The 26,085-nt window shown below is 60.8% G+C and carries 26 protein-coding genes; 15 read left to right on the forward strand and 11 right to left on the reverse strand.

Features of this window, described 5'->3' with window-relative positions; translation table 11 throughout:
* The first annotated feature begins 37 nt into the window (after positions 1 to 37).
* Complete coding sequence (locus LIX91_RS09775) at positions 38 to 337, forward strand: DUF1244 domain-containing protein (RefSeq protein WP_100072286.1); 300 nt, start codon at positions 38 to 40, stop codon at positions 335 to 337.
* The gene (locus LIX91_RS09780) at positions 330 to 671 is read left to right on the forward strand and encodes a HopJ type III effector protein (RefSeq protein WP_024650093.1); all 342 of its coding nucleotides are present in this window, start codon (positions 330 to 332) and stop codon (positions 669 to 671) included. The genes LIX91_RS09775 and LIX91_RS09780 overlap by 8 nt, the downstream gene beginning before the upstream one ends.
* Before the next feature lie 256 nt (positions 672 to 927).
* Here the strand turns inward: LIX91_RS09780 and trxB are convergent, their stop codons facing one another.
* On the reverse strand, positions 928 to 1,890 hold the full coding sequence (trxB, locus tag LIX91_RS09785; RefSeq protein ID WP_003316986.1) for a thioredoxin-disulfide reductase: 963 nt from the start codon (positions 1,888 to 1,890) through the stop codon (positions 928 to 930).
* Between the two features lie 375 nt (positions 1,891 to 2,265).
* Between trxB and cysZ the strand changes: the two genes are divergently transcribed.
* The 4 genes from cysZ to LIX91_RS09805 all read left to right on the forward strand — a co-directional run bounded on the left by cysZ (position 2,266) and on the right by LIX91_RS09805 (position 5,595).
* On the forward strand, positions 2,266 to 3,027 hold the full coding sequence (gene cysZ, locus LIX91_RS09790) for a sulfate transporter CysZ (protein WP_003408742.1): 762 nt from the start codon (positions 2,266 to 2,268) through the stop codon (positions 3,025 to 3,027).
* Between the two features lie 184 nt (positions 3,028 to 3,211).
* Entirely contained in the window at positions 3,212 to 3,556 is a 345-nt protein-coding gene (locus LIX91_RS09795) for a hypothetical protein (protein WP_003408740.1), read from the forward strand.
* Between the two features lie 340 nt (positions 3,557 to 3,896).
* A complete protein-coding gene (locus tag LIX91_RS09800; RefSeq protein WP_181017064.1) occupies positions 3,897 to 4,193 on the forward strand; it encodes a hypothetical protein in 297 nt (98 codons plus the stop codon).
* Between the two features lie 181 nt (positions 4,194 to 4,374).
* Positions 4,375 to 5,595 carry a glycosyltransferase family 4 protein gene (locus LIX91_RS09805; protein WP_003415113.1) on the forward strand — a complete coding sequence of 407 codons (1,221 nt, stop codon included), beginning with the start codon at positions 4,375 to 4,377 and terminating at the stop codon, positions 5,593 to 5,595.
* On the opposite strand, the gene LIX91_RS09810 is transcribed toward LIX91_RS09805, so the two are convergent.
* The 3 genes from LIX91_RS09810 to LIX91_RS09820 form a co-directional block, all read right to left on the reverse strand.
* Complete coding sequence (locus LIX91_RS09810; protein WP_046271594.1) at positions 5,564 to 6,667, reverse strand: NADH:flavin oxidoreductase; 1,104 nt, start codon at positions 6,665 to 6,667, stop codon at positions 5,564 to 5,566. The genes LIX91_RS09805 and LIX91_RS09810 overlap by 32 nt on opposite strands.
* Positions 6,668 to 6,824: 157 nt before the next feature.
* Entirely contained in the window at positions 6,825 to 7,313 is a 489-nt protein-coding gene (locus LIX91_RS09815) for a glutathione peroxidase (protein WP_003415109.1), read from the reverse strand.
* 131 nt (positions 7,314 to 7,444) lie between these two features.
* On the reverse strand, positions 7,445 to 7,930 hold the full coding sequence (locus tag LIX91_RS09820) for a peptidylprolyl isomerase (RefSeq protein WP_003346185.1): 486 nt from the start codon (positions 7,928 to 7,930) through the stop codon (positions 7,445 to 7,447).
* A gap of 14 nt (positions 7,931 to 7,944) precedes the next feature.
* Between LIX91_RS09820 and LIX91_RS09825 the strand changes: the two genes are divergently transcribed.
* From LIX91_RS09825 to LIX91_RS09835, 3 genes are all read left to right on the forward strand, one after another.
* On the forward strand, positions 7,945 to 8,250 hold the full coding sequence (locus LIX91_RS09825) for a DUF3565 domain-containing protein (RefSeq protein WP_003346184.1): 306 nt from the start codon (positions 7,945 to 7,947) through the stop codon (positions 8,248 to 8,250).
* Between the two features lie 78 nt (positions 8,251 to 8,328).
* Entirely contained in the window at positions 8,329 to 10,419 is a 2,091-nt protein-coding gene (gene pta / locus LIX91_RS09830) for a phosphate acetyltransferase (RefSeq protein WP_003408730.1), read from the forward strand.
* 63 nt (positions 10,420 to 10,482) lie between these two features.
* A complete protein-coding gene (locus LIX91_RS09835) occupies positions 10,483 to 11,388 on the forward strand; it encodes an acyltransferase (RefSeq protein ID WP_003415104.1) in 906 nt (301 codons plus the stop codon).
* A 108-nt stretch (positions 11,389 to 11,496) separates the two neighbouring features.
* Here the strand turns inward: LIX91_RS09835 and LIX91_RS09840 are convergent, their stop codons facing one another.
* The 6 genes from LIX91_RS09840 to rutR all read right to left on the reverse strand — a co-directional run bounded on the left by LIX91_RS09840 (position 11,497) and on the right by rutR (position 17,861).
* On the reverse strand, positions 11,497 to 12,186 hold the full coding sequence (locus LIX91_RS09840; RefSeq protein ID WP_024652673.1) for an OmpA family protein: 690 nt from the start codon (positions 12,184 to 12,186) through the stop codon (positions 11,497 to 11,499).
* A gap of 106 nt (positions 12,187 to 12,292) precedes the next feature.
* Complete coding sequence (locus LIX91_RS09845) at positions 12,293 to 13,219, reverse strand: ABC transporter permease (protein WP_226488415.1); 927 nt, start codon at positions 13,217 to 13,219, stop codon at positions 12,293 to 12,295.
* On the reverse strand, positions 13,219 to 14,328 hold the full coding sequence (locus LIX91_RS09850) for an ABC transporter permease (RefSeq protein ID WP_100072289.1): 1,110 nt from the start codon (positions 14,326 to 14,328) through the stop codon (positions 13,219 to 13,221). Before LIX91_RS09850 ends, LIX91_RS09845 begins: the two co-directional genes overlap by 1 nt.
* A complete protein-coding gene (locus LIX91_RS09855) occupies positions 14,321 to 15,832 on the reverse strand; it encodes an ABC transporter ATP-binding protein (RefSeq protein ID WP_003415100.1) in 1,512 nt (503 codons plus the stop codon). Before LIX91_RS09855 ends, LIX91_RS09850 begins: the two co-directional genes overlap by 8 nt.
* Entirely contained in the window at positions 15,829 to 16,920 is a 1,092-nt protein-coding gene (locus LIX91_RS09860) for a BMP family ABC transporter substrate-binding protein (protein WP_024650087.1), read from the reverse strand. Before LIX91_RS09860 ends, LIX91_RS09855 begins: the two co-directional genes overlap by 4 nt.
* 212 nt (positions 16,921 to 17,132) lie before the next feature.
* Entirely contained in the window at positions 17,133 to 17,861 is a 729-nt protein-coding gene (rutR, locus tag LIX91_RS09865) for a pyrimidine utilization regulatory protein R (protein ID WP_032702618.1), read from the reverse strand.
* Between the two features lie 293 nt (positions 17,862 to 18,154).
* Here rutR and rutA point away from each other — a divergent pair, with 293 nt between their 5' ends.
* The 6 genes from rutA (at position 18,155) to LIX91_RS09895 (ending at position 23,161) form a co-directional block, all read left to right on the forward strand.
* A complete protein-coding gene (gene rutA, locus LIX91_RS09870) occupies positions 18,155 to 19,237 on the forward strand; it encodes a pyrimidine utilization protein A (protein ID WP_003408718.1) in 1,083 nt (360 codons plus the stop codon).
* Positions 19,237 to 19,974 carry a pyrimidine utilization protein B gene (rutB, locus tag LIX91_RS09875; RefSeq protein ID WP_024959488.1) on the forward strand — a complete coding sequence of 246 codons (738 nt, stop codon included), beginning with the start codon at positions 19,237 to 19,239 and terminating at the stop codon, positions 19,972 to 19,974. Before rutA ends, rutB begins: the two co-directional genes overlap by 1 nt.
* 10 nt (positions 19,975 to 19,984) lie before the next feature.
* Positions 19,985 to 20,368: a pyrimidine utilization protein C gene (gene rutC / locus LIX91_RS09880; RefSeq protein ID WP_003317005.1), complete on the forward strand. Its 384-nt coding sequence runs from the start codon at positions 19,985 to 19,987 to the stop codon at positions 20,366 to 20,368.
* Positions 20,369 to 20,409: 41 nt separating this feature from the next.
* Positions 20,410 to 21,189 carry a pyrimidine utilization protein D gene (gene rutD / locus LIX91_RS09885; RefSeq protein WP_226488416.1) on the forward strand — a complete coding sequence of 260 codons (780 nt, stop codon included), beginning with the start codon at positions 20,410 to 20,412 and terminating at the stop codon, positions 21,187 to 21,189.
* Between the two features lie 13 nt (positions 21,190 to 21,202).
* Entirely contained in the window at positions 21,203 to 21,739 is a 537-nt protein-coding gene (gene rutF / locus LIX91_RS09890; protein ID WP_226488417.1) for an NADH-dependent FMN reductase RutF, read from the forward strand.
* 228 nt (positions 21,740 to 21,967) lie between these two features.
* The gene (locus LIX91_RS09895) at positions 21,968 to 23,161 is read left to right on the forward strand and encodes an HD-GYP domain-containing protein (protein ID WP_226488418.1); all 1,194 of its coding nucleotides are present in this window, start codon (positions 21,968 to 21,970) and stop codon (positions 23,159 to 23,161) included.
* Between the two features lie 24 nt (positions 23,162 to 23,185).
* On the opposite strand, the gene LIX91_RS09900 is transcribed toward LIX91_RS09895, so the two are convergent.
* A complete protein-coding gene (locus tag LIX91_RS09900) occupies positions 23,186 to 25,915 on the reverse strand; it encodes a LuxR C-terminal-related transcriptional regulator (RefSeq protein WP_226488419.1) in 2,730 nt (909 codons plus the stop codon).
* Positions 25,916 to 26,085 lie beyond the last annotated feature (170 nt).

Consider the following 26,085-nt stretch of genomic DNA (forward strand, 5'->3'; position numbering starts at 1 on the left):
TATCATGACGCCAACCGTCTACTGAAAAGAGCCCGTCATGACCGAGCAAAAACGCCTCGAACTCGAAGCTGCAGCCTTCCGCCGACTGGTCGCGCATCTGGACAGCCGCAAGGATGTCCAGAACATCGACCTGATGAACCTGTCCGGCTTCTGCCGCAACTGCCTGTCCAAGTGGTACAAGGCCGCCGCTGACGAAAAGCAGATCGACCTCAGCCTCGATGATGCGCGTGAAGTGGTTTATGGCATGCCGTACAACGAGTGGAAAGCCCGCTACCAGAAAGAAGCGAACGCCGAACAACAGGCGGCGTTCGTCAAGGAAACCAAACAACATGACTGATCTGAATTCCCTGCGCGCCAGCCTGCGCAGCGGCGAGCATGCGTTTGCCGATACCCTGGCGTTCATCGCCGAAGGCTACGACTACCAGCCTCAGGCCTTCAGAAACGGCGACGTCGACAATGCTGCCGGGCAAAACGAAGGGTCGTGCAAAACCCTGGGCCTGGCATTACTGGAAGGCCTGACTGACGAAGAGGCACTGCTGGCGTTCGGCGAGCATTACCGCTCGGTACAAGCCACGCCTGAAGGCAGCGACCACGGCAATATCCGTGCGCTGATCGCGAAGGGTCTGGCGGGTGTGAAGTTTGAAGGCGAGCCGCTCAAGCGCAAGGCTTGATCGGCTGGGTTGAAATCACATCGTTCTAGTGCCCATACCTGGGCACTCCACGCTATACACACGTCCTGGTAAGCCCGGAAAACGGGGTTAAACACAGCATGAGGCAGAGTACAGCCCACTGTGGGAGTGAGCTTGCTCACGAAGGCATCGGTTCAAACACCCTGTTTCTGGGGGATGTACTGACCTCTTCGCGAGCAATGCGAATCTCTCCCATGAGATTTGTGTATAGCGCTGAGCGCTTGGGCACGAGAGCAAATCAGAACGATACGTCAGCCAGCCCGTCCAGGTAGCGCTCGACGTCCAGTGCCGCCATGCAGCCTGCACCAGCCGAAGTAATGGCCTGTCGATACACGTGGTCAGCCACGTCACCGGCAGCGAATACGCCTTCGACGCTGGTCGCCGTGGCGTTGCCTTCACGGCCACCCTGCACAACCATGTAACCGTCTTTCAACGCCAGCTGACCGTCGAACAACGAGGTGTTTGGTGTGTGGCCGATCGCGATGAACACACCGTCGACTTTCAACTCGCTGCTGCTGCCGTCATTGTTCTTCAGACGCGCACCGGTCACACCCATGTTGTCACCCAGCACTTCGTCCAGCGTGGCATTGAGCTTGAGTTCGATCTTGCCTTCGGCGACACGTGCGTGCAGCTTGTCGATCAGGATCTTCTCGGCACGGAAGGTTTCGCGACGGTGAACCAGGGTCACCTTGCTGGCGATGTTGGCCAGATACAGCGCCTCTTCCACCGCCGTGTTACCACCACCGACCACCGCGACTTCACGGTTGCGATAGAAGAAACCGTCGCAGGTTGCGCAGGCAGAGACACCCTTGCCCATGAACGCTTCTTCCGAAGGCAGGCCCAGGTAGCGAGCACTGGCGCCGGTGGCAATGATCAGGGCGTCGCAGGTGTAGGTTGCGCTATCGCCCTGCAGGCTGAACGGCTTGCCGGCCAGATCAACGGAATTGATGTGGTCGAAGACGATTTCAGTCTCGAAACGCTCGGCATGCTCACGCATGCGTTCCATCAGGGCAGGACCGGTCAGGCCGTGCGGGTCGCCTGGCCAGTTATCAACTTCTGTAGTCGTGGTCAATTGGCCGCCAGCCTGCATGCCGGTGATCAGCAGGGGCTTGAGGTTGGCGCGAGCGGCGTAGACCGCAGCGCTGTAACCGGCAGGGCCGGAACCGAGAATGATCACTCGGGAATGACGTACGTCTGACATGACACACTCCTATCGACCGACCGTTTACGCCGCGGTCGGGACGGCTGGATAAAAAGGACCACCGAAACGCTTGGGGAAGCGTCGTTTGGTTCGGCAGGTCCTGAAAATTCTGACCTGAAGGACAGGTCTTAAATTGCGGAACAGCCTATCGGGGCCGCAGAGGTTAAGGAAATATCGTTTCACAATCCACCCTATAGGTCACTTCTATAGCGCAGGCGCTTGAAAGCGGCGCATGGGTGGCGAGCCATCCGGATGGTCTTCCTTCGCCAAGGATACGCCACAAGTCTGGCATGCTCAAAAACCGTCGGCGCTCTGCTCTTTCATGGCCATCACAAAGCCGGTAAGGTCACGCCTTTCAAGCACTCGGAGACTCCCATGCCCGCTCCCGCCCTTACCGGCCCGCAATACCTGAGAGAGGGCCTGAAACTGGTCCTCAGCCCTGGCTTGCGCTTGTTCGTTCTACTGCCACTGAGCATCAATGTGGTGTTGTTCTGCGGCCTGATCTATCTGGCGGTGCATCAGTTCGAGCTGTGGGTCGACACCTTCATGCCGACCCTGCCCCACTGGCTGAGCTTTCTCAGCTATATCCTATGGCCACTGTTCGTGGCGCTGGTGCTGCTGATGGTGTTTTTCACCTTCACCGTGGTCGCCAACATCATCGCCGCACCGTTCAACGGGTTTCTGTCCGAAAAGGTCGAAGCCGTGGTTCGCGGTGTAGACGAATCGCCCGATTTCAGCTGGGCCGAACTGGTCGCCATGGTGCCCCGCACCCTGGCCCGCGAAGCGCGCAAGCTGGGCTACATGCTGCCGCGCATGCTCGGCCTGTTCATCCTGTCGTTCATCCCGGTCGCCAACATCATCGCCGCCCCGCTGTGGCTATTGTTCGGGGTGTGGATGATGGCGATCCAGTACATCGACTACCCTGCTGACAACCACAAACTGGGCTGGAACGAAATGCTCGGCTGGCTGAAGAGCAAACGCTGGCAGAGCCTGAGCTTCGGCGGCATCGTCTACGTTGCCTTGCTGATCCCGGTGGTCAACCTGCTGATGATGCCTGCTGCAGTGGCCGGGGCAACGCTGTTCTGGGTGCGCGAGCGTGGCGCGGATGCGTTGCCGGTGACCCACGCACGCGGCTGAATACCAACCTGCCGGACCGTGCCATGCGGTTCGGCACACGCGAAGAAAAAAATCACACGCATATAAATATGCACCGCAACTCACCCTGCCAGCTGGGGCTAAATGGGGCCTCAATCAATCCGTTCATGTGAAGCCACCTTCCATGAAACCAGGCGACACATGAACTTAACAAGGAAGTTAAATCATGAATGCTCAAGTAAATCCTGCTGCACTGGCCGCTGACAACGCAACCGTTCAGGAAAAGATCCGCGCCTTTCTGGTCAGTGAACTGGCCGAATGGTCGATCAACCCGGACAACGTGTACATCAACGGCGTGAACGACCCCGAAGAACGCATCGTCATCAGCTCCACGTCGCTGACTGCCGAAGCCGCGAACCGTGTTTTCGAAAAAGACGCCCCTGCTTATTCCACCCGCACCGCCGGCCTGTTCACCGTGGCGTATTCGTATGCCGATGAACATCGTCTGGCGGCACCGGATCTGGCCAAAGTAGGCGAAGTGATCGGCCAACTGGTTCGTGATCTGGGCTGAGTGCCCTGCTTGACCGGCTGAGTGACGACTCCGCCTGAGAGCGTGCCGAACAGATAACGAGTTATCTGTTCGGCACTTCAGCATTAAAAGGGAAACTGCTTACAGCGATATATCAGCATTCTTACAAGTAGCTTATAGAACTCCATTCCGTGTAACGGCAACGACTTGCCGCAACCAGACACTGCTTGCCGAGATATGAAAAAACATTACACGCAGGAATATTGTGTAGGACATATCTTCCCGACCTCTAATACAAGACTGCAACGGCGTAGGAACAACCAATACATTAAATATGGCATTATCCTTGCTCTCCTGATTGAAAAAAACAGGAGTAATCGCTATGGAAATAAAAACAGAATCTGCCGCAGAACAACTCTCCTCCTACCGACCGGCATCCCTCGAAAGACTACCGGAAAACCGCTCAGGTCAGTTTGCAAGCCTGTTGAACGCTGCCATCACACAGACGGAGAAAAAACCTCCAGTCGCATTACCCGCAACACTCGGCAGCTCGGCAATCCCCCGCTCAAATCGCTTCATGGATAGCATGACTATCGAACAACGCAGATCCATTGTGGAGGATAAAGACTTCGTGCCTATGCCAGCGGCAATGGAACGTGCGCGAGTGACTTTCAAATGACCCATACCGACAATACTGTGCCATTTCCTAATGTCACCCCGTTGGGTTGTACAGCCTATGCGTTTACCTATTAACTATTCCGCGCAGTCTCACGCCAACTTGCTCACCTTACCGACGCCCTATCACCAATCCATCACATAACCGCCACATAACCGAAATGTAATCAGTCGACACTGCTCTCATGAGCCAAATTCTTAATGTCACCCTGATCACTGAAACCTTTACTCCCGAGATCAACGGCGTCGCCAATACCCTGGGGCGGCTGTGTGAAGGGTTGCGGTTGCGTGGGCATCGGGTCGAGCTGGTCCGGCCACGTCAGAACGACGAGATCGGCGCGGGCACTGCAGAGGATCTGCTGCTCTGCCGGGGCTGGCCGATACCGGGTTACCCGGGGTTGCAGTGGGGTCAGTCTTCGATGCACAAGCTGCTGCGGCGCTGGCAACGGCGTCGGCCGGATGTGCTGTACATCGCCACGGAAGGTCCGCTGGGGCTCTCGGCACTGCGCGCAGCGCGGCGTTTGGGGATTGCGGTGATCAGTGGCTTCCATACCAACTTCCCGCAGTACACGCAGCAGTACGGCATGGGTTTCATCACCCGTTTGCTGACGCACTACCTGCGCTGGTTCCACAACCGGTCGCGCATGACGCTGGTGCCGAGCATCAGTCAGAAGGTCGAGCTGGAGCGGCGTGGCTTTGAGAGGATCGAGCTGTTGTCGCGAGGCGTCGACAGTCAACTGTTCAGCCCGTCCAGACGCTCGCAGCCTCTGCGCGAGAGCTGGGGTCTGCAAGCCGATGATGTCGCGGTCCTGCATGTTGGCCGCCTTGCCCCCGAAAAAAACCTGAGCCTGCTCAAAGCCTGCTTCGAGGCGCTCAAGGACAGTTACCCGCAACGTAATCTGAAACTGGTGGTGGTTGGCGACGGACCTCAACGCCCGCAGCTGGAGCAGCAAATTCCGGATGCGATTTTCTGCGGCACCCAGCGCGGCGAGGTGCTGGCGACGCACTATGCCTCGGCCGATATGTTTCTGTTCCCCAGCCTCACCGAAACCTTCGGCAATGTGGTTCTCGAAGCACTCGCCTCAGGCCTGGGCGTGGTCGCCTACGATGAAGCCGCAGCCGGGCAGCATATCCGCCACGGCCACAACGGTGCGTTGGCCATGCCGGGGGATGAGGCGGCGTTCATCGACTCGGCGCGCTGGTTGCTGGAAGACAATGAGACACTGCGCCGCGTGCGCCTCAATGCCCGGCAACATGCCAGCCGCCAGGGCTGGACAGCGGTCATCGATCAGTTCGAACGTCAATTGCGCGAGGCCTGCCCGAGCCAGAACGCTGCGAGCGTCAAAGAGATCAGGCCGGTCGCCAGCAAGAAGATCAGGCCAGTGTCGCCAGTGCGTCTCGACTGAAAGGCAGGATGTCCTGCTCGCGGCCCTCGCGCACTTTCAGTGCCCAATCCGGATCGACCAGTAGTGCGCGCCCCACCGCCACCAGATCGAACTCGTCGTTGCCCAGCCGCTTCAGCAGATTTTCCAGGCTGGCCGGTTGAGCGACCTTGTCGGTGTTGACCATGAATTGCAGGAACTCACCGTCCAGTCCGACGCTGCCGACTGTGATGGTCGGTTTGCCGGTCAGCTTGCGCGTCCAGCCCGCCAGGTTCAGGTCGGAGCCATCGAACTCAGGCTCCCAGAAACGCCGGGTAGAGCAATGAAAGATATCCACGCCAGCGTCGGCCAGAGGCTGCAGGAACTCGCCCAGCGCCTCGGGCGTTTGCACCAGGCGCGCGGTGTAATCCTGCTGTTTCCATTGTGAGAAACGGAAAATGATCGGGTAGTCCGGGCCCACTGCGGCGCGCACGGCCTTGATCAGTTCGAGGGCAAAACGTGAGCGGTTGGCGAGGCTGCCGCCGTACTCGTCACTGCGCTGATTGCTGCCCTCCCAAAAGAACTGATCGACCAGGTAACCGTGAGCCCCATGAATTTCGACACCGTCCATGCCAATCGCCCTGGCATCGGCGGCAGCCTGGGCAAAGGCCGCAACGACCTCGTCGATGTCCTGCTTGCTCATGCCATGCACCAGCACCTGACCGTCCTTGACCTTCTCCATCGGCCCGTAGGCAGGCACGCTGCCGTCCGGCTCGGTGCCAGGACGACGAACTGCGCCGACGTGCCAGAGTTGCGGGACGATGCTGCCGCCCTCCGCATGTACTGCCTCGACCACCTTGCGCCAACCGGCCAGTGGCGCTTCACCGAAAAACTGCGGGACGTTCGGATAGCCGTTGGAGGCCTTGTGATTGACCGTAGTACCTTCGGTGATAATCAGCCCGACGCCTGCCGCAGCGCGCCGCCGGTAGTACTCAACGACCTTCGAGTTGGGCACGTGCCCTGGCGAGAACGAGCGGGTCATGGGGGCCATGACCACACGCGACGACAGCTCCAGACTGCCCAGACGGAAAGGCGTGAACAAGGCTTCTGCCGACATGCGCAACTCCTGTGAAATGGTCGATTGCCATCAGACGCGCAGAATATCGCCGGGCGTCAGCGCTGGCCCAGTACTATTGATCTGACTGATTTGAGTTCAGAAGCGACGAGCGCGCAAGAAAGCCGGGCGAACGCGAAATGCTACCCCGGCTATACGATCAGTTTTGCGCCAGGGCCTTTTCAATGGCCTGGATAACGGCAGGATCATCCGGAGTGGTACGCGGAGAAAAACGTGCGCTTACACCACCGTTCTTGCCGACCAGAAACTTTTCGAAGTTCCAGGTGATATCCCCGGGGAACTCGGCACCCTCGCCCGCCAGCAAACGGTAAAGCGAGTGACGGTTGGGGCCGTTGACGTCGAGTTTTTCACCCAGCGTAAAGGTCACGCCATAGTTGAGTTGGCAAAACTCGGCGATCTCTTGCTCGGTACCTGGTTCCTGCCCGGCAAACTGGTTGCACGGCAGACCCAGTATCTCAAGGCCCTTGTCCTTGTACTGCTGATAGAGGTTTTCAAGTGCTGCGTACTGCGGTGTCAGCCCGCATTTGGACGCGACGTTGACCACCAGAACCACTTTGTTCCTGAAATTCGCCAGCGGCAATTCCTGGCCACCCAGCGCTTTCAATTTGATGTCGTGAAAAGCACTCATGAGAACCCCTTTTGAAACAAGTCGCCCCAGGCTACAACCCGAAAAAAGGCACCGTGACCGCACGCGTAACGAAAGTCGTCATCGCAGAACAGCCAGGGCGCCTTTTCAGTGCCTGAGCTTAGCAGCACAAATCAGTGTTGATGACCGCCTTCACCATGAACATGACCGTGAGCCATTTCTTCTTCACTGGCATCACGGATGGCCACAACCTTCACGTCGAAGTTCAGGCGCTGACCCGCGAGCGGATGGTTGCCGTCAACGGTGACATCGTCGCCTTCCAGATCACGGATGGTCACGATCTGCATGCCGCCATCCGGACCGGAAGCGTGAAACTGCATGCCGACTTCGAGCTTGTCGACGCCTTCGAACATGCTGCTGCTCAGGGTGCTGACCAGTTCGGCCGAGTACTCACCGTAGGCGTCTTCGGGCTCGACGGCAACGTTCAGCTGGTCGCCTACTTCCTTGCCTTCCAGTGCCTTTTCCAGGCCCGGGATGATGTTGCCTGCACCGTGCAGGTAAACCAGCGGCGCAGCACCGGTAGAACTGTCGATGACCTCACCAGCGTCGTTGGTCAGGGTATAGTCAATGGAGACAGCCTTATTGGCGGCGATCGGCATGGGGACAAGACCTTTTGCTTAAGATTGAAGAACGGGCAAGTTTAACCAAGCAATCGCCCGAAAGCGAACGCAACTCTGACGGACGGCCCGCTTTGAAAGGTTCAATCGTTATCGATTTGAGACAGGACGAGCACGGTCACTGGTTTGCGCTGCTGTCGTGCGGCCATACCCAGCACCTGCGTCATGACCCTCCGTGGCAGTCACGCCCCTGGGTGCTGGACCCGCTGCAACGCAGTCAGATGAGAGGTCAGGCCTTTTGTTGCGGCTGGTGTGCGAATGCCACAGATAACGATAGTCTTGCCGCAGAGAAATCGCGTTAGACGGTTTCCGGACTTTTTCGGTCGGCGGCGGTTCCCTATGTGCTGCGACCCCTTGCACTGCTCAATCGAGAAGCCAGTATGCAGACTTTTTTTATCGCCCCCACTGACTTTGGCGTGGGGTTGACCTCCATCAGCCTGGGACTGGTGCGCACGCTGGAGCGCGCCGGCTTGAAAGTAGGCTTTTTCAAACCGATCGCCCAGCCACACCCCGGCGATCTGGGCCCCGAGCGCTCGACCGAGCTGATGGCTCGCACCCACGGCCTCAAGCCGCCCAAGCCTCTAGGACTGGCGCATGTCGAGCGCATGCTCGGTGATGGTCAACTGGATGAACTGCTCGAAGAGATCATCAATCTTTATCAGCAGGCAGCGGTCGGCAAGGACGTGCTGGTCGTCGAAGGCATGGTCCCGACCCGCAGCGCGAGCTACGCCGCGCGGGTCAATCTGCATTTGGCCAAGAGCCTGGACGCCGAAGTCATTCTGGTCTCTGCCCCGGAAAACGAAGTGCTCGCCGATCTGTCGGGCAGGGTCGAATTGCAGGCCCAGCTGTTTGGCGGCCCCAAGGATCCCAAGGTGCTGGGCGTGATACTCAACAAGGTGCGCACCGAAGAGAGCATGGAAGTCTTCGCCTCGCGCCTGAAAGAACACTCGCCGTTGCTGCGCAGTGGCGACTTTCGCCTGCTGGGCTGCATTCCATATCGCGCCGAACTCAACGCACCGCGTACCCGCGATGTGGCCGAGCTGCTCGGCGCGCAGGTGCTGAACGCAGGCGACTATGATCAGCGCCGCATGACCAGAATCATCATTTGTGCGCGGACCGTGCTCAACACGGTTCCGCTGCTCAAGCCAGGGGTGCTGGTGGTGACGCCGGGCGACCGCGACGACATCATCCTGGCGGTGAGCCTTGCAGCCATAAACGGCGTGCCGCTGGCCGGCCTCCTGCTGACCAGCGATACCGTGCCCGACCCACGCATCATGGAGCTGTGCCGCGGCGCACTGCAGGCGGGGCTGCCGGTGCTGTCGGTCAGCAGCGGCTCGTATGACACGGCAAATCGCCTGAATCAGTTGAACAAGGAAATCCCCATCGATGACCGCGAGCGCGCGGAAAACATCACCGATTTCGTTGCCAGTCATCTGGACGCCAACTGGCTGCACCAGCGCTGCGGCACACCGCGTGAGCTGCGCCTGTCGCCCGCGGTGTTTCGCTATCAGTTGATCCAGCGCGCGCAGGCGGCCAACAAGCGCATCGTGCTGCCTGAAGGCAACGAGCCGCTGACCATTCAGGCTGCCGCCATCTGCCAGGCACGCGGTATCGCGCGTTGCGTGTTGCTGGCCAGGCCCGAGGAAGTGCACGCCGTTGCGCAGGCGCACGGCATCGAGCTGCCGCAGGGGCTGGAAATTCTTGACCCGGACCTGATTCGCGAACGCTACGTTGCACCGATGGTAGAACTGCGCAAAAGCAAAAGCCTGAACGCGCCCATGGCCGAGCAACAGCTCGAAGACCCGGTGGTCATCGGTACGGTGATGCTGGCGCTGGACGAGGTCGACGGGCTGGTGTCCGGCGTCATTCACTCCACCGCCAACACCATCCGCCCGGCCCTGCAACTGATCAAGACCGCGCCAGGCTGCACGCTGGTGTCTTCCGTGTTCTTCATGCTCTTTCCCGAGCAGGTGCTGATGTATGGCGACTGCATCATGAACCCGCATCCGAGTGCCAGCGAGCTGTCCGAGATTGCCTTGCAGAGCGCCGATTCGGCCACTGCGTTCGGCATCTCTCCCCGTGTGGCGATGATCAGCTATTCCAGCGGCAACTCGGCCAGCGGCGAAGAAGTCGAGAAGGTCCGCGAAGCGACGCAGCTGGCACGCGAAACCCGCCGCGATCTATTGATCGACGGGCCGCTGCAGTATGATGCGGCCGCCAACGAACAGGTCGCCCGGCAGCTGGCTCCGGACAGCGCGGTCGCAGGACGCGCCAACGTGTTCGTGTTCCCGGACCTGAACACCGGCAATACCACGTACAAGGCGGTGCAACGCAGTGCCGACTGTGTAAGCCTCGGCCCGATGCTGCAAGGCCTGCGCAAGCCGGTGAACGATCTGCCGCGCGGCGCGCAGGTCGACGACATTGTCTACACCATCGCGCTGACAGCCATACAGGCCGACACGCTGTCCTGATACCTGACCCGAGTGCCGCAGAGCAGTCTGCGGCTTCCGATAACTTGCGGAGCCATCTTCCTCATGGATTTCCTGCCTGCCCCGTTACGCGGCGTCATTGCCTCGCTGCTGCTGGCGCTGAACACCATCGTCTGCTGCACGGTGCTGTTCGCGGTCACGATCCTCAAGATCTGCCTGCCCTTCTCTGCGGCACAGCGTTTCACCGACTGGCTGATGAGCCACATCCATGAAACCTGGATCGGCAACAACAATGCCTGGATCAGACTGCTGTGCCACACCCGCTGGCACCTGAGCGGTCTGGAAGGGCTGGATTACCAGCACTCGTATCTGGTTACCAGCAATCACCAGAGCTGGGTCGACATCATGGTCCTGCAGTACGTGCTCAACCGACGTATTCGCCCCTTGAAGTTTTTCCTCAAGCAGGAGTTAATCTGGGTTCCGGTGATCGGTCTGGCGTGGTGGGCGCTGGGCTTTCCATTCATGAAGCGCTACTCGAAGGCGTACCTTGCCAAACACCCGGAAAAGAAAGGCAAGGACCTGGAAACCACGCGCCGCACCTGCGCCAAGTTTCGCCATAACCCGGTGGGGATTTTCAACTTCGCCGAAGGCACGCGCTTCACCGCCGGCAAACACGCGCAACAGAATTCGCCGTTCCGCCACCTGCTCAAACCCAAGGCTGGCGGCATTGCCTTCGTGCTCGATGCAATGGGCGAACAGCTGGAATCGATCATCAACGTGACCATCCACTACCCTGGCGGACAACCCGGTTACTGGGATCTGCTGTGCGGTAATGTGAGGGAAGTGGTTGCGCACTTCGAAGAGATCAAAATCCCGCAGCAGTTTCTCGGCAAGAATTACGACCAGGACGGCGAATACCGCCTGGAATTCCAGCAGTGGATCAATACGCTCTGGGAAGAGAAAGACCGGCTTCTGGACAGCCTGCATGAGCAGTATCCAGCGCGGCATTGATATTGACTCATGGGAGCGAGCTTGCTCGCGAAGAGGCCATCGCCTTCGCGAGCAAGCTCGCTCCCACTTTGCCCGCATTTAACCCGTCTGCGAGCGGAGCGGCATCGATCAGTACTGCTGACCCGGAATCGGCTTGAGGTTGACCTCGACGCGGCGGTTCTGGGCGCGGCCGTTGACATCGGCGTTGCTGGCAATCGGTTGATCAGGACCTGCACCGCGCACTGACAGGTGCGCTTGATCGACGCCTTGCGAGGTCAGGTACGTCGCGACGCTCTGGGCGCGCTGTTGCGACAGGTCCATGTTGTGCTGGCGGCTGCCGGTGCTGTCGGTGTAACCGACGATCTCAATGTTGTTCTGGTTGAACTGCTTGAGCGAGCTGGCCAGGTTGTTGAGCGGCGAATAGAAGCTGCTGGCAATGGCCGAAGAGTCCGTCGCGAACGTGATGTTACCCGGCATGATCAGTTTGATCTGGTCACCCTGACGTTGCACCTCGACACCGGTGTTGGCCATGCTCTCGCGCAGCGCAGCTTCCTGCTTGTCTGCGTAGTAGCCATAACCTGCCGATGCGGCACCCGCCACTGCAGCGCCGATCAGGGCACCCTTGCCACGGTTATTGTGATCGATGGCAGCGCCGGCTACCGCACCGGCCAATGCGCCGAGTCCGCCGTACTTGGCCGTCTTGCTCATACCACCGGAGCTTTGCGCCTGGCCTTGATTGTCATAGGGATTGGATGTTGCACAGCCGGAAAGCATGGCTACGGCGGTGGCGACAATGATCAAACGACGCGAGGTAAACATTCAGGAGCTCCTGGTTTTGACGAACGCTGGTAACCGGATTAGAGCATACACGCTATCAAAAATTCCTTAACCCGTGCTGAACCGCCCGTATTACGGGCTTCTGCGCTCAGCGGCGCTCCTCGCGAATGTAGGGTTCGCCCAGCGCACCGGGCTGGCTGCTCGATTGCCGCTTGCCGCTCGCCACCCAGACCATGACCAACAGGGTTACCGCATAGGGCGTCATCAAAACGAAATACTGAGGCAGGCGCACGCCGGTTGCCGCCAATTGCGGAATCAGCGCCTCGATGCCGCCGAACAGCAAGGCGCCGGCCAGCGCACGCCAAGGCGACCAGCGCGCAAAGATCACCAGCGAAACCGCGATCCAGCCGCGCCCGCCGGTCATGTCGGCGATCCACATCTTGGTGCTGAGCACAGCGATGAAACCGCCGGCCAGCCCCATCAACGCGGAACCGGCGACAATCGCCGCCAGGCGGTAACCGAGCACGGAAATGCCTGCGGCATCGGCGGCCTGCGGGTTCTCGCCTACCGCGCGCAGACGCAGCCCGGTGCGCGTGCGATCGAGCAGCCAGACCACCGCGATGAAAATCACCACGGTCAGGTACACCAGCGGGTTCTGCACAAAGACCCGGCCCACCACAGGCAGCTCGGACAACGGCCACAGCTCGACCGCCTGCAAGCCGCTGACCGGGCGGTTGGTCCAGCCCAGCAGAGTGCCCAGCAGCCCGGTCAAGCCCTGACAAAAGAACACCAGCGCCAGCCCGGCGATCACCTGATTGATCCGCAGCACCAGCACCATCAGCGCAAACAGCAACGACACCAGACCTGCCGCCGCCATCGACGCCAGCAGCGAAAGGCCAGGCGAGGCGAGGCTCAACTGCATGCCGATGCCCGCCAGTGCGCCGACCAGCATCAGCCCTTCGACGCCCAGCGCCAGTACACCGCTGCGCTCGATGAGGATCAGGCCCAGCGCTGCCAGGGCGAACGGCACGGCAAAATCCGGTGCGCTGCCCAGCCAGTGGGAAATAAGCTCCATCAACGTTCTCCTGCCTGGATGCGCCGCAGGCGATGGCGGATGAAAAAGTCCGACGACGCGACGCAGATCACCAGAATCGCCTGGATCAGTTGCACCATCGAAAACGGAATCTGATAGAACACCTGCAGGTTGCGTCCGGCCACGAACAGCATGGCGATCAGCAGCGCGACCACGGTTGCGGCCACTGGATTGTTGCGGGCCAGAAAGGCGATCAGAATCCCGGAAAACCCATAGCCCTGATAGAACGACTGAGTAAGGCGCCCTTCCTGTCCCGAGGTCACGACAAAACCTGCAAGCCCCGCCAGCGCGCCCGATAGCAGCACGGTGCCGATGATCATCTTGCGCACCGGCACGCCCACCGCCCCGGCGACTTTCGGGTTGGCATCGACGAAGCGCAGGTACAACCCGGCCCGCGAAACACCGACGAACCACAGGGTCAGACCGGTGACCAGCAGCGCCAGAGGGATCGCCGCGTTATACCCGGCAAACAGGTCGGGCAGCCGCTCGAAGCTCTGAAACGCGGGAGAATAGGGAAAGTTGTCGCGCGGGTCCTTCCAACTGCCGTACACCAGGTGCAGGAGGAAATTGGCGGCGATGTAATTGAGCATCAGCGTCGAGATGATCTCGTTGACCTGCCACTTGAGCTTCAGCAGCACCGGCCCCAGGCTCCACAACAATCCGCAGATAACGGCTGCCGCCATCATCAGCGGCAGACGCAACGCCTCCGGGCCCACCTGAAACAGCGAGATCGCCGTGGCGCCAATCGCGCCCCAGATCATCTGGCCTTCCAGACCCAGGTTCCAGAAACGCGCCCGAAACGCCATGCACCCGGCGAGCCCGACCATGATCATCGGCGATGCCTGAAACAACACTGCCTTGAAGTTTTGTGCATCGAACACTGTCTGCACGACGAACTCGTTGAGCAGCTCGTCGGCAGGCACGCCGGCAAGAATCAGCATCACAGTGCAGATCGCCAGCCCGATCAGCAGCGCCAGGGCAATGATCAGCGCCTGCAACAGCCAGCCGGTCTGCTGACGAAGCTCCAGGGTGTAGCGCCGCGCCAACAAGGGTTGCCGTGCGGATTTCATCGGTTGTACTGATTCAGTCATGGCTCACCATCGCTTTGCCGATGGCTTGCCGGTCAGCAGGGTGCGCGAACTCGGCGACGATGCGCCCGCCGTTCATCACGCCGACACGGTCAGCCAGGGCCAATACTTCGTCCAGATCCTCGCTGATCACCAGCACCGCAGCACCCGCGTCCCGGGCCGCCCGCAAACGGGCATGCACCGCCTGGGTGGCACGCACATCCAGGCCCCGACTCGGGCTGTGCACCAGCACCAATTGCGGATCGCGGCTGAATTCGCGGGCGATCACCAGCTTCTGGGCATTGCCTCCCGACAACAGCGCAGCTTTCTGATCGAGAGAGCGCACGCCCTGTACGTCGAAGTCCGCTACGGCGCGCTGCGCATCCTGTTTCAGACGCTTGTAGCCGAGGCGCCAGAAAGAGCCGTATTGCCCGCTGTGAATATTGCCGATGGCAAAGTTCTCGGCCACCGACAACGACCCGGCCAGCGCTGCGCCGTAGCGGTCGGCCGGGATCGAGGCAATGCGCAACTGCCGACGCTGGTCGGCCGACGCGCCGCGCAAATCGCCAAACCCGGCCATGTGGATTTCACCCTCAGTGGCTTGCGGCAGCCCCATCAGGGCGTTGGCCAGCTCGGCCTGACCGTTGCCACCCACGCCTGCGATGCCGTAAATCTGCCCGGCGTGCAGGCTCAGGTTGACGCCGTTGAGCGCGCTGCTGCCGACGCTGCGCAAGTCCTTGACCTGCAAACGCACCTCGCCGGGTGTCGCTGGTTGATGCTCGGCAACCGGCACCGATTCACCTACCGTGAGCTGCACCAGTTGCTCGACACTCACCTTCTGCGGGTCCAGGGTCTGCACGGTGCGCCCGCCACGCATCACGGTTACCCGGTCGGCATAGCGTTTGACGTCAGCCATCTTGTGAGTGACCAGAACCACCGCCGCGCCTTGCCGGGCGAATGCCTGAACAGTCAGCAGCAGACGCTCGGCTTCCTGGTCGGTCAGCACTGCCGTGGGCTCGTCGAGGATCAGAATCCGCGCGCCGGCCAGCAGCACCTTGAGAATCTCGACGCGCTGCTGCTCGGCGACCGACAGGCTGTCGACGGTGCGCGCCGGGTCAATCGCAAACCCCAGCGCCTCGGCCTTGCCGACGATCTCCTGTTCCAGCGCACGCAGACGCTTGCGATAACTGCCTTCGCCGGGTTGCTCGGGCAGTGCCAGGAGAATGTTCTGCGCCACTGTGAACGGCTTCACCAGCTTGAAGTGCTGGTGGACCATGCCGATCCGGTAACGGCTGGCGTCCCTCGGCCCCTGAAGCTGAACCGGGTTATCGTCCAGCAGCAGAGTGCCGGTTTCCGGTGCGTACAGCCCGGCGGCGATATTCATCAGCGAGGACTTGCCTGCACCGTTCTCGCCCAGCAGGGCATGCACTTCACCCCAACAGGCGGTGAAGTCGGCATCGATCAGCGCCTTGAAGCCATCGAACGACTTGCTGATGCCGGTGAGTTGCAGCGCATTGACCTGACTCATTGCTGAGTCTTCACGCCTTCGACGAACCAGTCCATTTTCCACAGGTCCGGGTCAGACAACTGCTGACCGGCCGCCACTCGCTCCTTGCCATCACGATCGGCCAGCGGGCCGCTGTAGATGATTTTCCGGCCGGCCAGCAGCTCGGCGCGCTCGGCCTCGATCTTCTTGCGGTCCGCATCGGAAATGATCGTGTCGGCAGTCAGCTTGATATCGGTGCCGCCCTGCTGCATCGAGAGCAGCGCGCCGTTGGCGGGCGGCGTCCAGTTGCCGGCAATGATTTTCTTCAGCTCCGGCCCGAGGAAGCGATCCCAGACCCACAGCGACGAGCAGACCGTCGCCTTGGGGGCGAACTCGCTCAGGTCGCGATGGTGGCCGGTGCCGTGAATGCCGCGCTCCTGTGCGACGATCTGCGGTGTCGGGCTGTCGACGTGCTGACCGACCACATCGGCACCGTTGTCGATCAGCGCCATGGTCGCTGCGCGTTCCTTGACCGGGTCGTTCCATGCACCGGTATAGACCACGTTGACGGTGGCCTTCGGATTGATCTGCCGGGCGCCCAGCTCGTAGGCGTTGATGGTCCAGTTGACCTGGCCGAACGGGTTGGCGGCGACAAACCCCAGCTTGCCGGTCTTCGAGGCCGCACCTGCGGCCATGCCGCACAGGTACTGGCTTTCGTAGGTACGCCCGTAAAACGATTCGAGGTTGGGCGCATTGGTAGTACCCGAGCCATTCAGGAACGCGACTTTCGGGTATTTCCTGGCCAGTGCAAGAAAGGTGTCGGAGTAACCGAATGCAGTGCCGACGATGATGTTGGCACCGCGTGCGATGAGTCGGTCGACCACCGGCGTAATGGCTGCAGCGTTCTCGGGCACGCTCTCGACGTACTGGATTTTTGTGTCCAGATCCTTTTCCAGCTTCACGCGCGCTTCGTCGAAGGCCTGAGTCCAGCCGCCATCATTGCGCGGGCTGATATACACCATGGCGATTTTCGGCTTCCCTTCGAGGGTCAATCCTTCAGCCTGAGCAAGGCTGACCGCTCCCAACGCTACGGCCGCACACAATGTCCCGGGCAACAGTTTCTTGTACATAGACGTTTTCCTGAGGGTAATGGCCATGAGGACCGCACAGGCAGGCATTAGCAGCATCCATGCCATTACAGGAAAAGCGCTATGGAACAACGACCTGACGCCATCGAGCCGAATAAAACAGATCAAATGGTCTGAATCGGAGCACTTGGTTTGTGCAGGACGCCCGCGCACTGCGCGAGCGGGGTGCGCGGGTCAGGTCAGGCGAAGCCCGGTCACGCCTTGCGCGGCAGGATCCCGTCCAGAACCATGCTGCGCAGGCTCGCCAGCACCTCTTCGAAAAACGCCGGATCATCCAGGGTCTTGCCGGTCACGGCCTCGACCTGAGTGCGGAAGTCGGCGTAATGCTGGGTGGTCGCCCACAGGGTGAAAATCAGGTGGTGCGGGTTGATGGGGGCCAACTGGCCGCTGTCGATCCAGTGCTGAATCACCGCCACCTTGGCCTGCACCGTGTCACGCAACGGGTGCTGCAACTCGCCCTGAATCAGCGGTGCGCCCTGCATCACTTCCATGCAGAACAGCCGTGATTCGGCCGGGTGATCGCGGGACATCTCCAGCTTGGCCTTGATGTAGGCGCTGATCGCCTGCACCGGGTCCTTGTCGGCGGTGAAGTGCAACAGCGGGCTCAGCCATACCTCGAGCAACTGACGCAGCACATTCAGGTACAGGTCGTCCTTGCTGCTGAAGTAATACAGCAGGTTGGTCTTGGAGACGTCCGCCAGGCTCGCGACCTGATCCAGGCTGCTGCCGTGCACGCCATAGCGAGAGAATATCTCCAGCGCCGCATCGAGAATCAGCGTGCGCTTGCCTTCCATCAGGCGCATGCGCCGCTTCAGGGACGTCGCACTGGGTTCGCGGGTCGTCTTGACCACGGTCTCTGGCTTGGCCTTGCGTACGCGTTTGTTCGCCGGGTCAGCCAGGGGAGGTTTCTTGTTCACGCACATCCATCCAGTGATGCCGAAATGAGCGGGCATCTTAACGGGCGCAGCTGTTTTGTCGATACGGATAGCCTGCGCCGTCCGCCCTGCCCCATCTGCGTGCGCCCTGCACAAACCAAGTGCTCTGATTCAGACCAAATGGTCTGAAATAAACCATGAAAACTTTCAAGCCTTTGAATAAAAACAACAAAATTTTCTGGCCCGCTTAATGCAAAAGGTGATCGAGAGACGATTGAAAGACGATTCAAGTGCCGCCAGTCGCGCTTTGGCACGTATCGACCCACGCAGAGAGGCCTCATATGGACATTGGTATCTTCATCCCCATCGGCAATAACGGCTGGCTGATTTCCAGCAATGCTCCGCAGTACATGCCGACCTTCGAGCTGAACAAACAGATCGTGCAGAAGGCCGAGGGCTACGGCTTCGACTTTGCGCTGTCGATGATCAAACTGCGTGGCTTCGGCGGCAAGACGCAGTTCTGGGAACACAACCTGGAGTCGTTCACGCTGATGGCCGGCCTGGCCGCAGTCACCAGCCGGATCCAGCTGTTCGCCACCGTTGCCACCCTGACCATCCCGCCCGCCATTGCCGCGCGCATGGCCTCGACCATCGATTCGATCTCCAATGGCCGCTTCGGGATCAACCTCGTCACCGGCTGGCAGAAGCCGGAATACGAGCAGATGGGGCTGTGGCCGGGCGACGAGTTCTTCCACACCCGCTACGAATACCTGGCCGAGTACGCTCAGGTTCTGCGCGACCTGTGGGCCACCGGCAGCAGCGACTTCAAGGGCGAACATTTCAGCATGCAGGACTGCCGCGTCAGCCCTCGCCCACAGGCCGACATGAAGCTGATCTGCGCCGGTCAAAGTGAAGCGGGCATGGCGTTCTCGGCGCAATACGCCGACTACAACTTCTGCTTCGGCAAAGGCGTCAACACCCCCACAGCCTTTGCGCCAACCGCACAGAAACTGCTCGAAGCCAACGAAAAGACCGGCCGCAACGTCACTTCCTGCGTGCTGTTCATGATCATCGCCGACGACACCGACGAAGCTGCACGCGCTCGCTGGGAGCACATCAAGGACGGTGCCGATGAAGAAGCCATCGCCTGGCTGAGCGAAAAAGGCTCGGCAGATAAAAGCGCAGGCTCCAACCTGCGGCAGATGGCCGACCCGACCTCAGCAGTCAACATCAACATGGGCACGCTGGTGGGGTCGTGGGCCACAGTGGCAAGAATGCTCGACGAGGTCGCCAGTGTGCCGGGGACTCAAGGCGTGATGCTGACGTTCGATGATTTCGTCAAAGGCGTCGAAGATTTCGGCGAGAAGATCCAGCCATTGATGACCAGCCGCAAGCACATCGCGCAACTCAAGGAGGTGGTCTGATGGCAACCCCGACAACCGTCGCAGGCGTTGACCTGCCGGATGTGCAGCCCGCTCGCGAGCTGCCCGCCCGTCCCGAGCCGCTGCGCATGAAACCCGGCGAAACCGCGCTGGTGGTGGTCGACATGCAGAACGCCTACGCGTCGCTCGGCGGGTATCTGGACCTCGCCGGGTTCGATGTGAGCAGCACCGGGCCGGTCATCGCCAATATCAACAAGGCCTGTGCCGCAGCGCGTGCGGCGGGCATTCCGGTGATTTTTTTCCAGAATGGCTGGGACCCGGCTTACGTCGAGGCCGGTGGCCCCGGTTCACCGAATTGGCACAAGTCCAATGCCCTGAAAACCATGCGCAAGCGCCCTGAACTCGAAGGGCAGCTGCTGGCCAAGGGTGGTTGGGACTACCAGCTGGTCGACGAGCTGACGCCACAGCCTGGCGATATCGTGGTGCCGAAAATCCGCTACAGCGGTTTCTTCAATTCCAGCTTCGACAGCGTGCTGCGCAGCCGCGGCATTCGCAACCTGGTGTTCACCGGCATCGCCACCAATGTCTGTGTCGAATCGACCCTGCGTGACGGTTTTCACCTGGAATATTTCGGCGTGGTACTGGCTGACGCAACCCATCAGGCCGGCCCCGAATTCGCTCAGCAAGCCGCGCTGTTCAACATCGAAACCTTCTTTGGCTGGGTTTCCAGCGTCGATGACTTCTGCACCACTTTCAGCCCTGTCGGGCAACTTTCGTGAGGACACCAGCATGACCAAGAAAGCGATCATCCCTGCCGGCACCAGCAAACCCATCGCGCCGTTCGTACCGGGCTCCATGGCCGACGGCGTGCTCTATGTCTCGGGCACGCTGCCGTTCGACAAGGACAACAACGTGGTACACGTCGGCGACGCCACCGCGCAGACCCGTCACGTGCTGGAAGCCATCAAAAGTGTGGTCGAGACCGCGGGCGGAACGATGGACGATGTCACGTTCAACATGATCATGATCCGGGACTGGGCCGACTACGCCAAGGTAAACGAAGTGTATGCCGAGTATTTCGCCGGCGAGAAACCGGCCCGTTACTGCATCCAGTGCGGCCTGGTCAAACCCGAGGCGCTGATCGAAATCGCCAGCATCGCCCACATCGGCTGAATCGCGACCGTGGGCAGTTGACGCCCACCCGGAGAAAACCCATGTTCCATGAGTTTCATGCCTGCCAGCATGCCGATGCACCGACCCTGGTGCTCAGTTCCGGGCTGGGCGGGTCTGGCCGCTACTGGGCAGATGACCTGGCACTGCTGACCCGCGACTACCGCGTGCTCGTCTACGACCATGCCGGAACCGGGCGCAGCCCTGCAGTGCTGCCAGGGGATTATTCGATCCGGCACATGGCTGTCGAATTGCTGGCCCTGCTTGATTCACTCGATATCCAGCGCTGCCATTTCATGGGCCATGCGCTGGGCGGCCTGGTGGGTCTGGAACTGGCCCTGCTGCGCCCGGAACTGCTGCAAAGTCTGGTACTGATCAATGCCTGGAGCAGTCCGAACCCGCACAGCGCGCGCTGCTTTTCAGTGCGCAAAAAACTGCTGTTGAACAGCGGACCGGAGGCCTACGTGCAGGCTCAGGCGCTGTTCCTCTACCCGGCAGACTGGATCGCCGCCAACGGCCCGCGACTGGCCGACGATGAAGCCCACGCGCTGGCGCACTTTCCCGACACCGACAACCTGCTGCGGCGTATCCATGCCCTGGAAACCTTTGACGTGGAGGCCGATCTCGCGCGCATCCACACCCCGACCCTGCTGATTGCCAACCGCGACGACATGCTGGTGCCCTGGCAGCAATCCCGGTACCTGGCCAATGCGCTGCCGAATGCAACGCTGGTACTGCTGGAATACGGCGGCCATGCCTCGAACATTACCGATCCACTGCCCTTCCATCGCGCCCTGCGCGATTTTCTCAGCACTCAACCCTGAAAGGACTCATCCCATGCCTACTTCCTCTGCAGCTCCCGCCATTCAGCCCATCGCTGCTGTAAGCCAGCTGGCCTTTCGCGATGCGATGTCCGGCCTGGCCGCCGCCGTCAACGTCATCACCACTGATGGCCCTGGCGGACGCGCCGGCTTTACCGCGACCGCCGTGTGCAGCGTGACGGATCAACCGCCGACGCTGCTGGTGTGTATCAACCGCAGTGCATCGGTGTATGACGCCTTCATCGAAAACGGCAGGTTGTGCGTCAATACGCTGGGCAATGGTCAGCAGGATTTGTCCAACCTGTTCGGCGGCAAGAGCTCCCAGCAGGAGCGCTTTGCCAGCGGCCAGTGGGAGGCCGGAGTGACCGGCGCGCCGATCCTCGACACTGCCAGGCTGTCGCTCGACTGCAAGGTGAGCCAGTCAGTCAGCGTCGGCACGCATGACATTCTGTTCTGCGAGGTGGTGGATATCAGGCATCAGAGCGGTGTAGATGCATTGGTCTACTTCGGCCGTCGCTATCATCACCTGCCGAGCGAAACGCCAGTGGCCTGAAGGCTTTGCCGGCTGACTGGCGGATTTCCGGAATGGAATAAATAGTCATGATTTTTTATGACAGCTCCGTATACTGGCTTTTTGAGATCAGGATGATCCTTGCGGTCAACGAGGTGAAGTCATGTCGATCAATAGCGCCGGCAGTCTGCTGATACCCGCCAGCAGCCCATCGTATACTCGTCGCGCTTACCCGCCGCCTGGCATGCCTATGCACGCAGGTGGCTGAGCATGCTGAAGAAAATACCGGTGGCTGAGCTTGCGCTGGGCATGTACATCCACAAAATCTGCCGCCGCTGGACCAATGATCCATTCTGGATAGGCCTGGTCGAAGTCATGCTCGATGACGTTGAAGTGCTCAAGCGCATTCAGCAATCGGGCACCAGGGAAGTCTGGATCGAAACCGGTAAAAGCCGTGTAGTGACACCCCAGCCCTCAGCCGCATCCACAGCGCCATCGGCCAGCGACGATACAACGCCGGCCAGTCTCGAAAAGGAAGTTCTACGCGCCAGGGTGATCTGCGGACGGGCCAGGGATGCGGTCATGTCCATGTTTACCGAAGCGCGCATGGGCCGGGCCATGGACGTCGGTAATGTGCAGTTGCTGGTGGAAGAAATCTCCAATTCGATCCTGCGCCATCCGCACGCGCTGATCAGCCTGTCACGCCTGAAGACCTCCGACGAGTACACCTACATGCACTCGGTGGCGGTCTGCGCGTTGATGGTCGCGCTGGCCAAACGCATGGGCATGCCTGACGATCAGGTCCGTGAGGCGGGTGTGGCCGGGCTGATGCACGATGTCGGCAAAATGATGATTGCCCCTGCGGTGCTCAACAAACCGGGCCGCCTGACCCGCGACGAATTCGAGATCATGAAGGCCCACCCCGAGCTGGGCGTGAAGATCCTCATGGATACGCAGCCCGTGGCGGCGTCGGTGATTGACGTTTGCCTGCATCACCATGAGAAGGTCGACGGCTCGGGCTACCCGCACGGCCTGAAAGGCGACCAGATCAGCATCTTTGCGCGCATGGGCGCGGTCTGCGACGTGTATGACGCCATCACCTCCGACCGTCCCTACAAAAAGGGCTGGGGCGTTGCCCATTCGATTCGCGAGATGGCGTCGTGGAAGGGACATTTTGACGAGGTGGTCTTTCAAAGCTTCGTCAAAACCGTGGGCATTTACCCGATCGGCACACTGGTACGCCTGGAAAGCGGGCGCCTCGGCGTGGTGGTCGAACAAGGTCAGGCATCGCTGCTGAAACCGAAAGTGAAGGTTTTCATGTCAGCGCGCACCGGCAAGACGTTCGCCGCACAAGTCATCGACCTGACTTGCCCTTCCGACCCGGACGGAATCCTCAGAATCGAGAAACCCACCGACTGGGGGCTGGAAGAAGTCGATACGCTGTGGGCGGGCAGTCCGGCCTGAGAAGCCCGGTGAACAACATCGCCGTCAACCCAGCAAGCCCAGTGTCTTGGCCCGCGCCACCGCTTGAGTGCGACGCTCGACCCCCAGTTTGCTGTTGATGTGGCTGGCGTGGGTCTTGACGGTGTGCAGAGAGATGAACAACTGCTCGCTGATTTCCTGATTGGAACAGCCCTGTGCAATCAGTTGCAGCACACCCAGTTCGCGCACGCTGAGGCAATCGCCTCCATGTGCCGGCTCGGGCGACGGCGCGCAACAGGCCGGGAGCTTTTCCAGCAATGCAGCTTGAACCCGACAAGGTGGCATTTGCAGAAGTTGCTCATGCAGCCACCGGGGGTGCTCGTCAAGCAGCGCCTTGAACGGTATCAGTGCGCCGCCGGACGCTGCGGGCAGGCTGCGCAGCAACAATGCCCGCGCCTCGTCGCGTCGCGCCTGGCTCAGCAGCAGGCCGATCTGCTGGGTCATGGCGATCAGTCCAAGCAGCTTCGCCCCCACCTCCTGAGCGCGCCGTTCGAGCGCCTGCAAGCGCTGCTCGCAGGCAACGCCGTCACCCTGCAATCGTTCGAGTACGGCACGCTGCAACTCGATGTGTTGTGGCAATTGTGGATGGCATTCGGGGGCCGCAGCGCCGAGGCCGCCGTTGTAGGTCTGCGTCAGGCGCAGCAGCCACGCTTCGGCAAGGTCCATGCGCCCCTGCAACAGCCACAGCTCGCATTTGACCAGGGTAATCATCGCCAGGTAGTAGATCGGCGGCACGTCCCAGATGTGCATCAGCCGTTCGGCCTCGGCGAGTTCGGCGAAGGCTTCAGCAAACCGGCCGGTGCAGCCTTCCATGGTAGCGATCACGCAGTGACCGATCAGCACGCTGATGTCGCGACAGGCGCGCGCCTCGGCCAGGCCGGCCAGCAACAACACCCGCCCCTCGTCTACCTGCAGGCGCAGGGTCAGCAAGTAGCCTTCATACAGCGTCAGACGCGCGCGGACCGCGTACAGCCGAACGGTGGACAAGCCTTTGAGGCGTTGCTGCCCCTGCCGTACTTCCTCGAGCGCGCGGAGAATTTCGCCCCGGGCCTGCAGGACTCGGGCGCGGTCGTAATGCGCCAGCGCCTCGAACAACGGATTGGCGACCCGCTGAGCCAGCTCCAGCGCATCACGATTCAACACGCGGGCGCGCCACAGATCACCGTTGGCGACCGCGAGGTTGGCCAGTGTCGACAGGCACACCAGCCGCTGCCCATAGCGTTTTTCCGGCAGGCTCAGCAGGGCTTCGGTGCAATAGCGCTGAGTCTTGTCACTGTCTCCGCGGCCGCGGGCGATGATGCCGCTGAGCGCCAGCCATTGGGCGAGCATGGATTTCTGAGCGGTTGCCGAGGGCGCCGGCAGAAACCGGCTCAGCTGATTGGCCAGCTCTTCGGCGGCATCCAGCTGGCAGGCCAGCCCCAGCGCCCAGGCGTAGAGCACGATCAGGCGAGGCGTGCTGGTCAGCAGGTCATCCGGCAAATCCATCTTCCAGCGCAGCAGCATGCCGACGTTCTGTTCGGCCAGCAGTTGCTCTTCCGAGAGGTTCTGCACCAGATTGGCCGCCACATCCAGGTGCCCGGCGCGCAACGCCTGCTCGACCGCTTCGTCCAGTTGGCCCTGAGCGCTGAACCAGCGGCAGGCATTGAGGTGCAGGCGGGTCGGTGGTGCGCCGGCCGCCTGACGAGCGCGCAACAGATCGGAAAACAGGTGGTGATAGCGAAACCAGTGGCCCTGCTCGTCCAGCGGCACCAGAAAAACCTGATGCGCCTGCAGGTAACCCAGCATCCCGGCGCTGTCGTGACCATCCCGCGCGGCATCGCACAGCTCGGCGCAAAAGCGTTCCAGGCAGGCGGTGTCGTAGAGAAACGCCTGAACATCGGCAGGCAGGCAGTCGATCACTTCTTCCAGCAGGTACTCGCGAATCAGCACCTCACTGCCGCGCAGCGCCTGGGACAAGGCGCTTTCATCACCGGCTTCGGACGCCGCCAGCAACCAGAAGCGCAGCCCGGCGACCCAGCCTTCGCTGCGCTGAATCAGGCTTTGCAACGCCTCGCTGTCGAGCGAGCCGCTGTGCCGCTCCAGCACTGCCATGGATTCGGCGTGCGTGAGGCGCAGGTCCTGTTCGTTGATTTCCAGCAGTTGCCGCGTCAGACGCAAGCGCGCCAGATGCCAGTCCGGGCGCTGTCGGCTGGTCACCATGACTACCAGCCCGGCCGGCAGATGATTGAGAAGGAACTGCAGGCAGCGATCGAGTACCGGCCCCTGGGCCAGATGATAGTCATCGAGCACCAGCAACAGCGGCTTGCTCAGTATCAGGTGCATGGCCAGTTCGTCGAGCAGACTATCGAGCCACTCCTCGAAGGCAAATGGCTGGTGGCGTTGGCGCATCTTCAGCAGGCTCATCGCCTGCACGCCCAGTTGCGGGAAGAACTGTTGAAGGCTGGCCAGCAAACGCTCGAGAAAACGACCCGGGTCGCTGTCCCGCGCGCTCAGACCCAGCCATACGTTTTGCCAGTTGTCCGGCAACCCCTGACAAAACTCGACAGCCAGCGAACTCTTGCCGAACCCGGCCGGGGCGCAGATCAGCAGCAGTCGGCCGCCAAGCCCTGCATCGAGACGCTGACACAGGCGCGCACGGGGAACATAACCCTCAGGCAGAGGTGGACGGAAAAATCGCCCTTCCAACGCAGGAATCGCGCCGTCTGCAAACCCTTGCACTCGGGACAGATCAGTCATGGCCGGCTCGTGTAGGAATCGTTGTTTCGGCATCGCGGTGTTCGGAGACTAGCGGGTAAATCGCTACTTTTGAAAGGCCATCACCGAAAAGACTGTAACAAAATTCCTACAGCTTATAAGGCCAATTCCCACAACTGAAAAAGCCCCGATCAAGGGGCTTTTCAGGCGCA

It is taken from the genome of Pseudomonas sp. B20, assembly GCF_020515755.1.
GTDB classification, from domain to species: Bacteria; Pseudomonadota; Gammaproteobacteria; order Pseudomonadales; family Pseudomonadaceae; genus Aquipseudomonas; species Aquipseudomonas syringae.

Bases quoted from the DNA above. Each gene is read 5' to 3' on its own strand.
- LIX91_RS09775 (WP_100072286.1), top strand. From the start codon at position 38: ATGACCGAGCAAAAACGCCTCGAACTCGAAGCTGCAGCCTTCCGCCGA.
- LIX91_RS09780 (WP_024650093.1), top strand. From the start codon at position 330: ATGACTGATCTGAATTCCCTGCGCGCCAGCCTGCGCAGCGGCGAGCAT.
- trxB (WP_003316986.1), bottom strand. From the start codon at position 1,890: ATGTCAGACGTACGTCATTCCCGAGTGATCATTCTCGGTTCCGGCCCT.
- cysZ (WP_003408742.1), top strand. From the start codon at position 2,266: ATGCCCGCTCCCGCCCTTACCGGCCCGCAATACCTGAGAGAGGGCCTG.
- LIX91_RS09795 (WP_003408740.1), top strand. From the start codon at position 3,212: ATGAATGCTCAAGTAAATCCTGCTGCACTGGCCGCTGACAACGCAACC.
- LIX91_RS09800 (WP_181017064.1), top strand. From the start codon at position 3,897: ATGGAAATAAAAACAGAATCTGCCGCAGAACAACTCTCCTCCTACCGA.
- LIX91_RS09805 (WP_003415113.1), top strand. From the start codon at position 4,375: ATGAGCCAAATTCTTAATGTCACCCTGATCACTGAAACCTTTACTCCC.
- LIX91_RS09810 (WP_046271594.1), bottom strand. From the start codon at position 6,667: ATGTCGGCAGAAGCCTTGTTCACGCCTTTCCGTCTGGGCAGTCTGGAG.
- LIX91_RS09815 (WP_003415109.1), bottom strand. From the start codon at position 7,313: ATGAGTGCTTTTCACGACATCAAATTGAAAGCGCTGGGTGGCCAGGAA.
- LIX91_RS09820 (WP_003346185.1), bottom strand. From the start codon at position 7,930: ATGCCGATCGCCGCCAATAAGGCTGTCTCCATTGACTATACCCTGACC.
- pta (WP_003408730.1), top strand. From the start codon at position 8,329: ATGCAGACTTTTTTTATCGCCCCCACTGACTTTGGCGTGGGGTTGACC.
- LIX91_RS09835 (WP_003415104.1), top strand. From the start codon at position 10,483: ATGGATTTCCTGCCTGCCCCGTTACGCGGCGTCATTGCCTCGCTGCTG.
- LIX91_RS09840 (WP_024652673.1), bottom strand. From the start codon at position 12,186: ATGTTTACCTCGCGTCGTTTGATCATTGTCGCCACCGCCGTAGCCATG.
- LIX91_RS09845 (WP_226488415.1), bottom strand. From the start codon at position 13,219: ATGGAGCTTATTTCCCACTGGCTGGGCAGCGCACCGGATTTTGCCGTG.
- LIX91_RS09850 (WP_100072289.1), bottom strand. From the start codon at position 14,328: ATGACTGAATCAGTACAACCGATGAAATCCGCACGGCAACCCTTGTTG.
- LIX91_RS09855 (WP_003415100.1), bottom strand. From the start codon at position 15,832: ATGAGTCAGGTCAATGCGCTGCAACTCACCGGCATCAGCAAGTCGTTC.
- LIX91_RS09860 (WP_024650087.1), bottom strand. From the start codon at position 16,920: ATGTACAAGAAACTGTTGCCCGGGACATTGTGTGCGGCCGTAGCGTTG.
- rutR (WP_032702618.1), bottom strand. From the start codon at position 17,861: ATGTGCGTGAACAAGAAACCTCCCCTGGCTGACCCGGCGAACAAACGC.
- rutA (WP_003408718.1), top strand. From the start codon at position 18,155: ATGGACATTGGTATCTTCATCCCCATCGGCAATAACGGCTGGCTGATT.
- rutB (WP_024959488.1), top strand. From the start codon at position 19,237: ATGGCAACCCCGACAACCGTCGCAGGCGTTGACCTGCCGGATGTGCAG.
- rutC (WP_003317005.1), top strand. From the start codon at position 19,985: ATGACCAAGAAAGCGATCATCCCTGCCGGCACCAGCAAACCCATCGCG.
- rutD (WP_226488416.1), top strand. From the start codon at position 20,410: ATGTTCCATGAGTTTCATGCCTGCCAGCATGCCGATGCACCGACCCTG.
- rutF (WP_226488417.1), top strand. From the start codon at position 21,203: ATGCCTACTTCCTCTGCAGCTCCCGCCATTCAGCCCATCGCTGCTGTA.
- LIX91_RS09895 (WP_226488418.1), top strand. From the start codon at position 21,968: ATGCTGAAGAAAATACCGGTGGCTGAGCTTGCGCTGGGCATGTACATC.
- LIX91_RS09900 (WP_226488419.1), bottom strand. From the start codon at position 25,915: ATGACTGATCTGTCCCGAGTGCAAGGGTTTGCAGACGGCGCGATTCCT.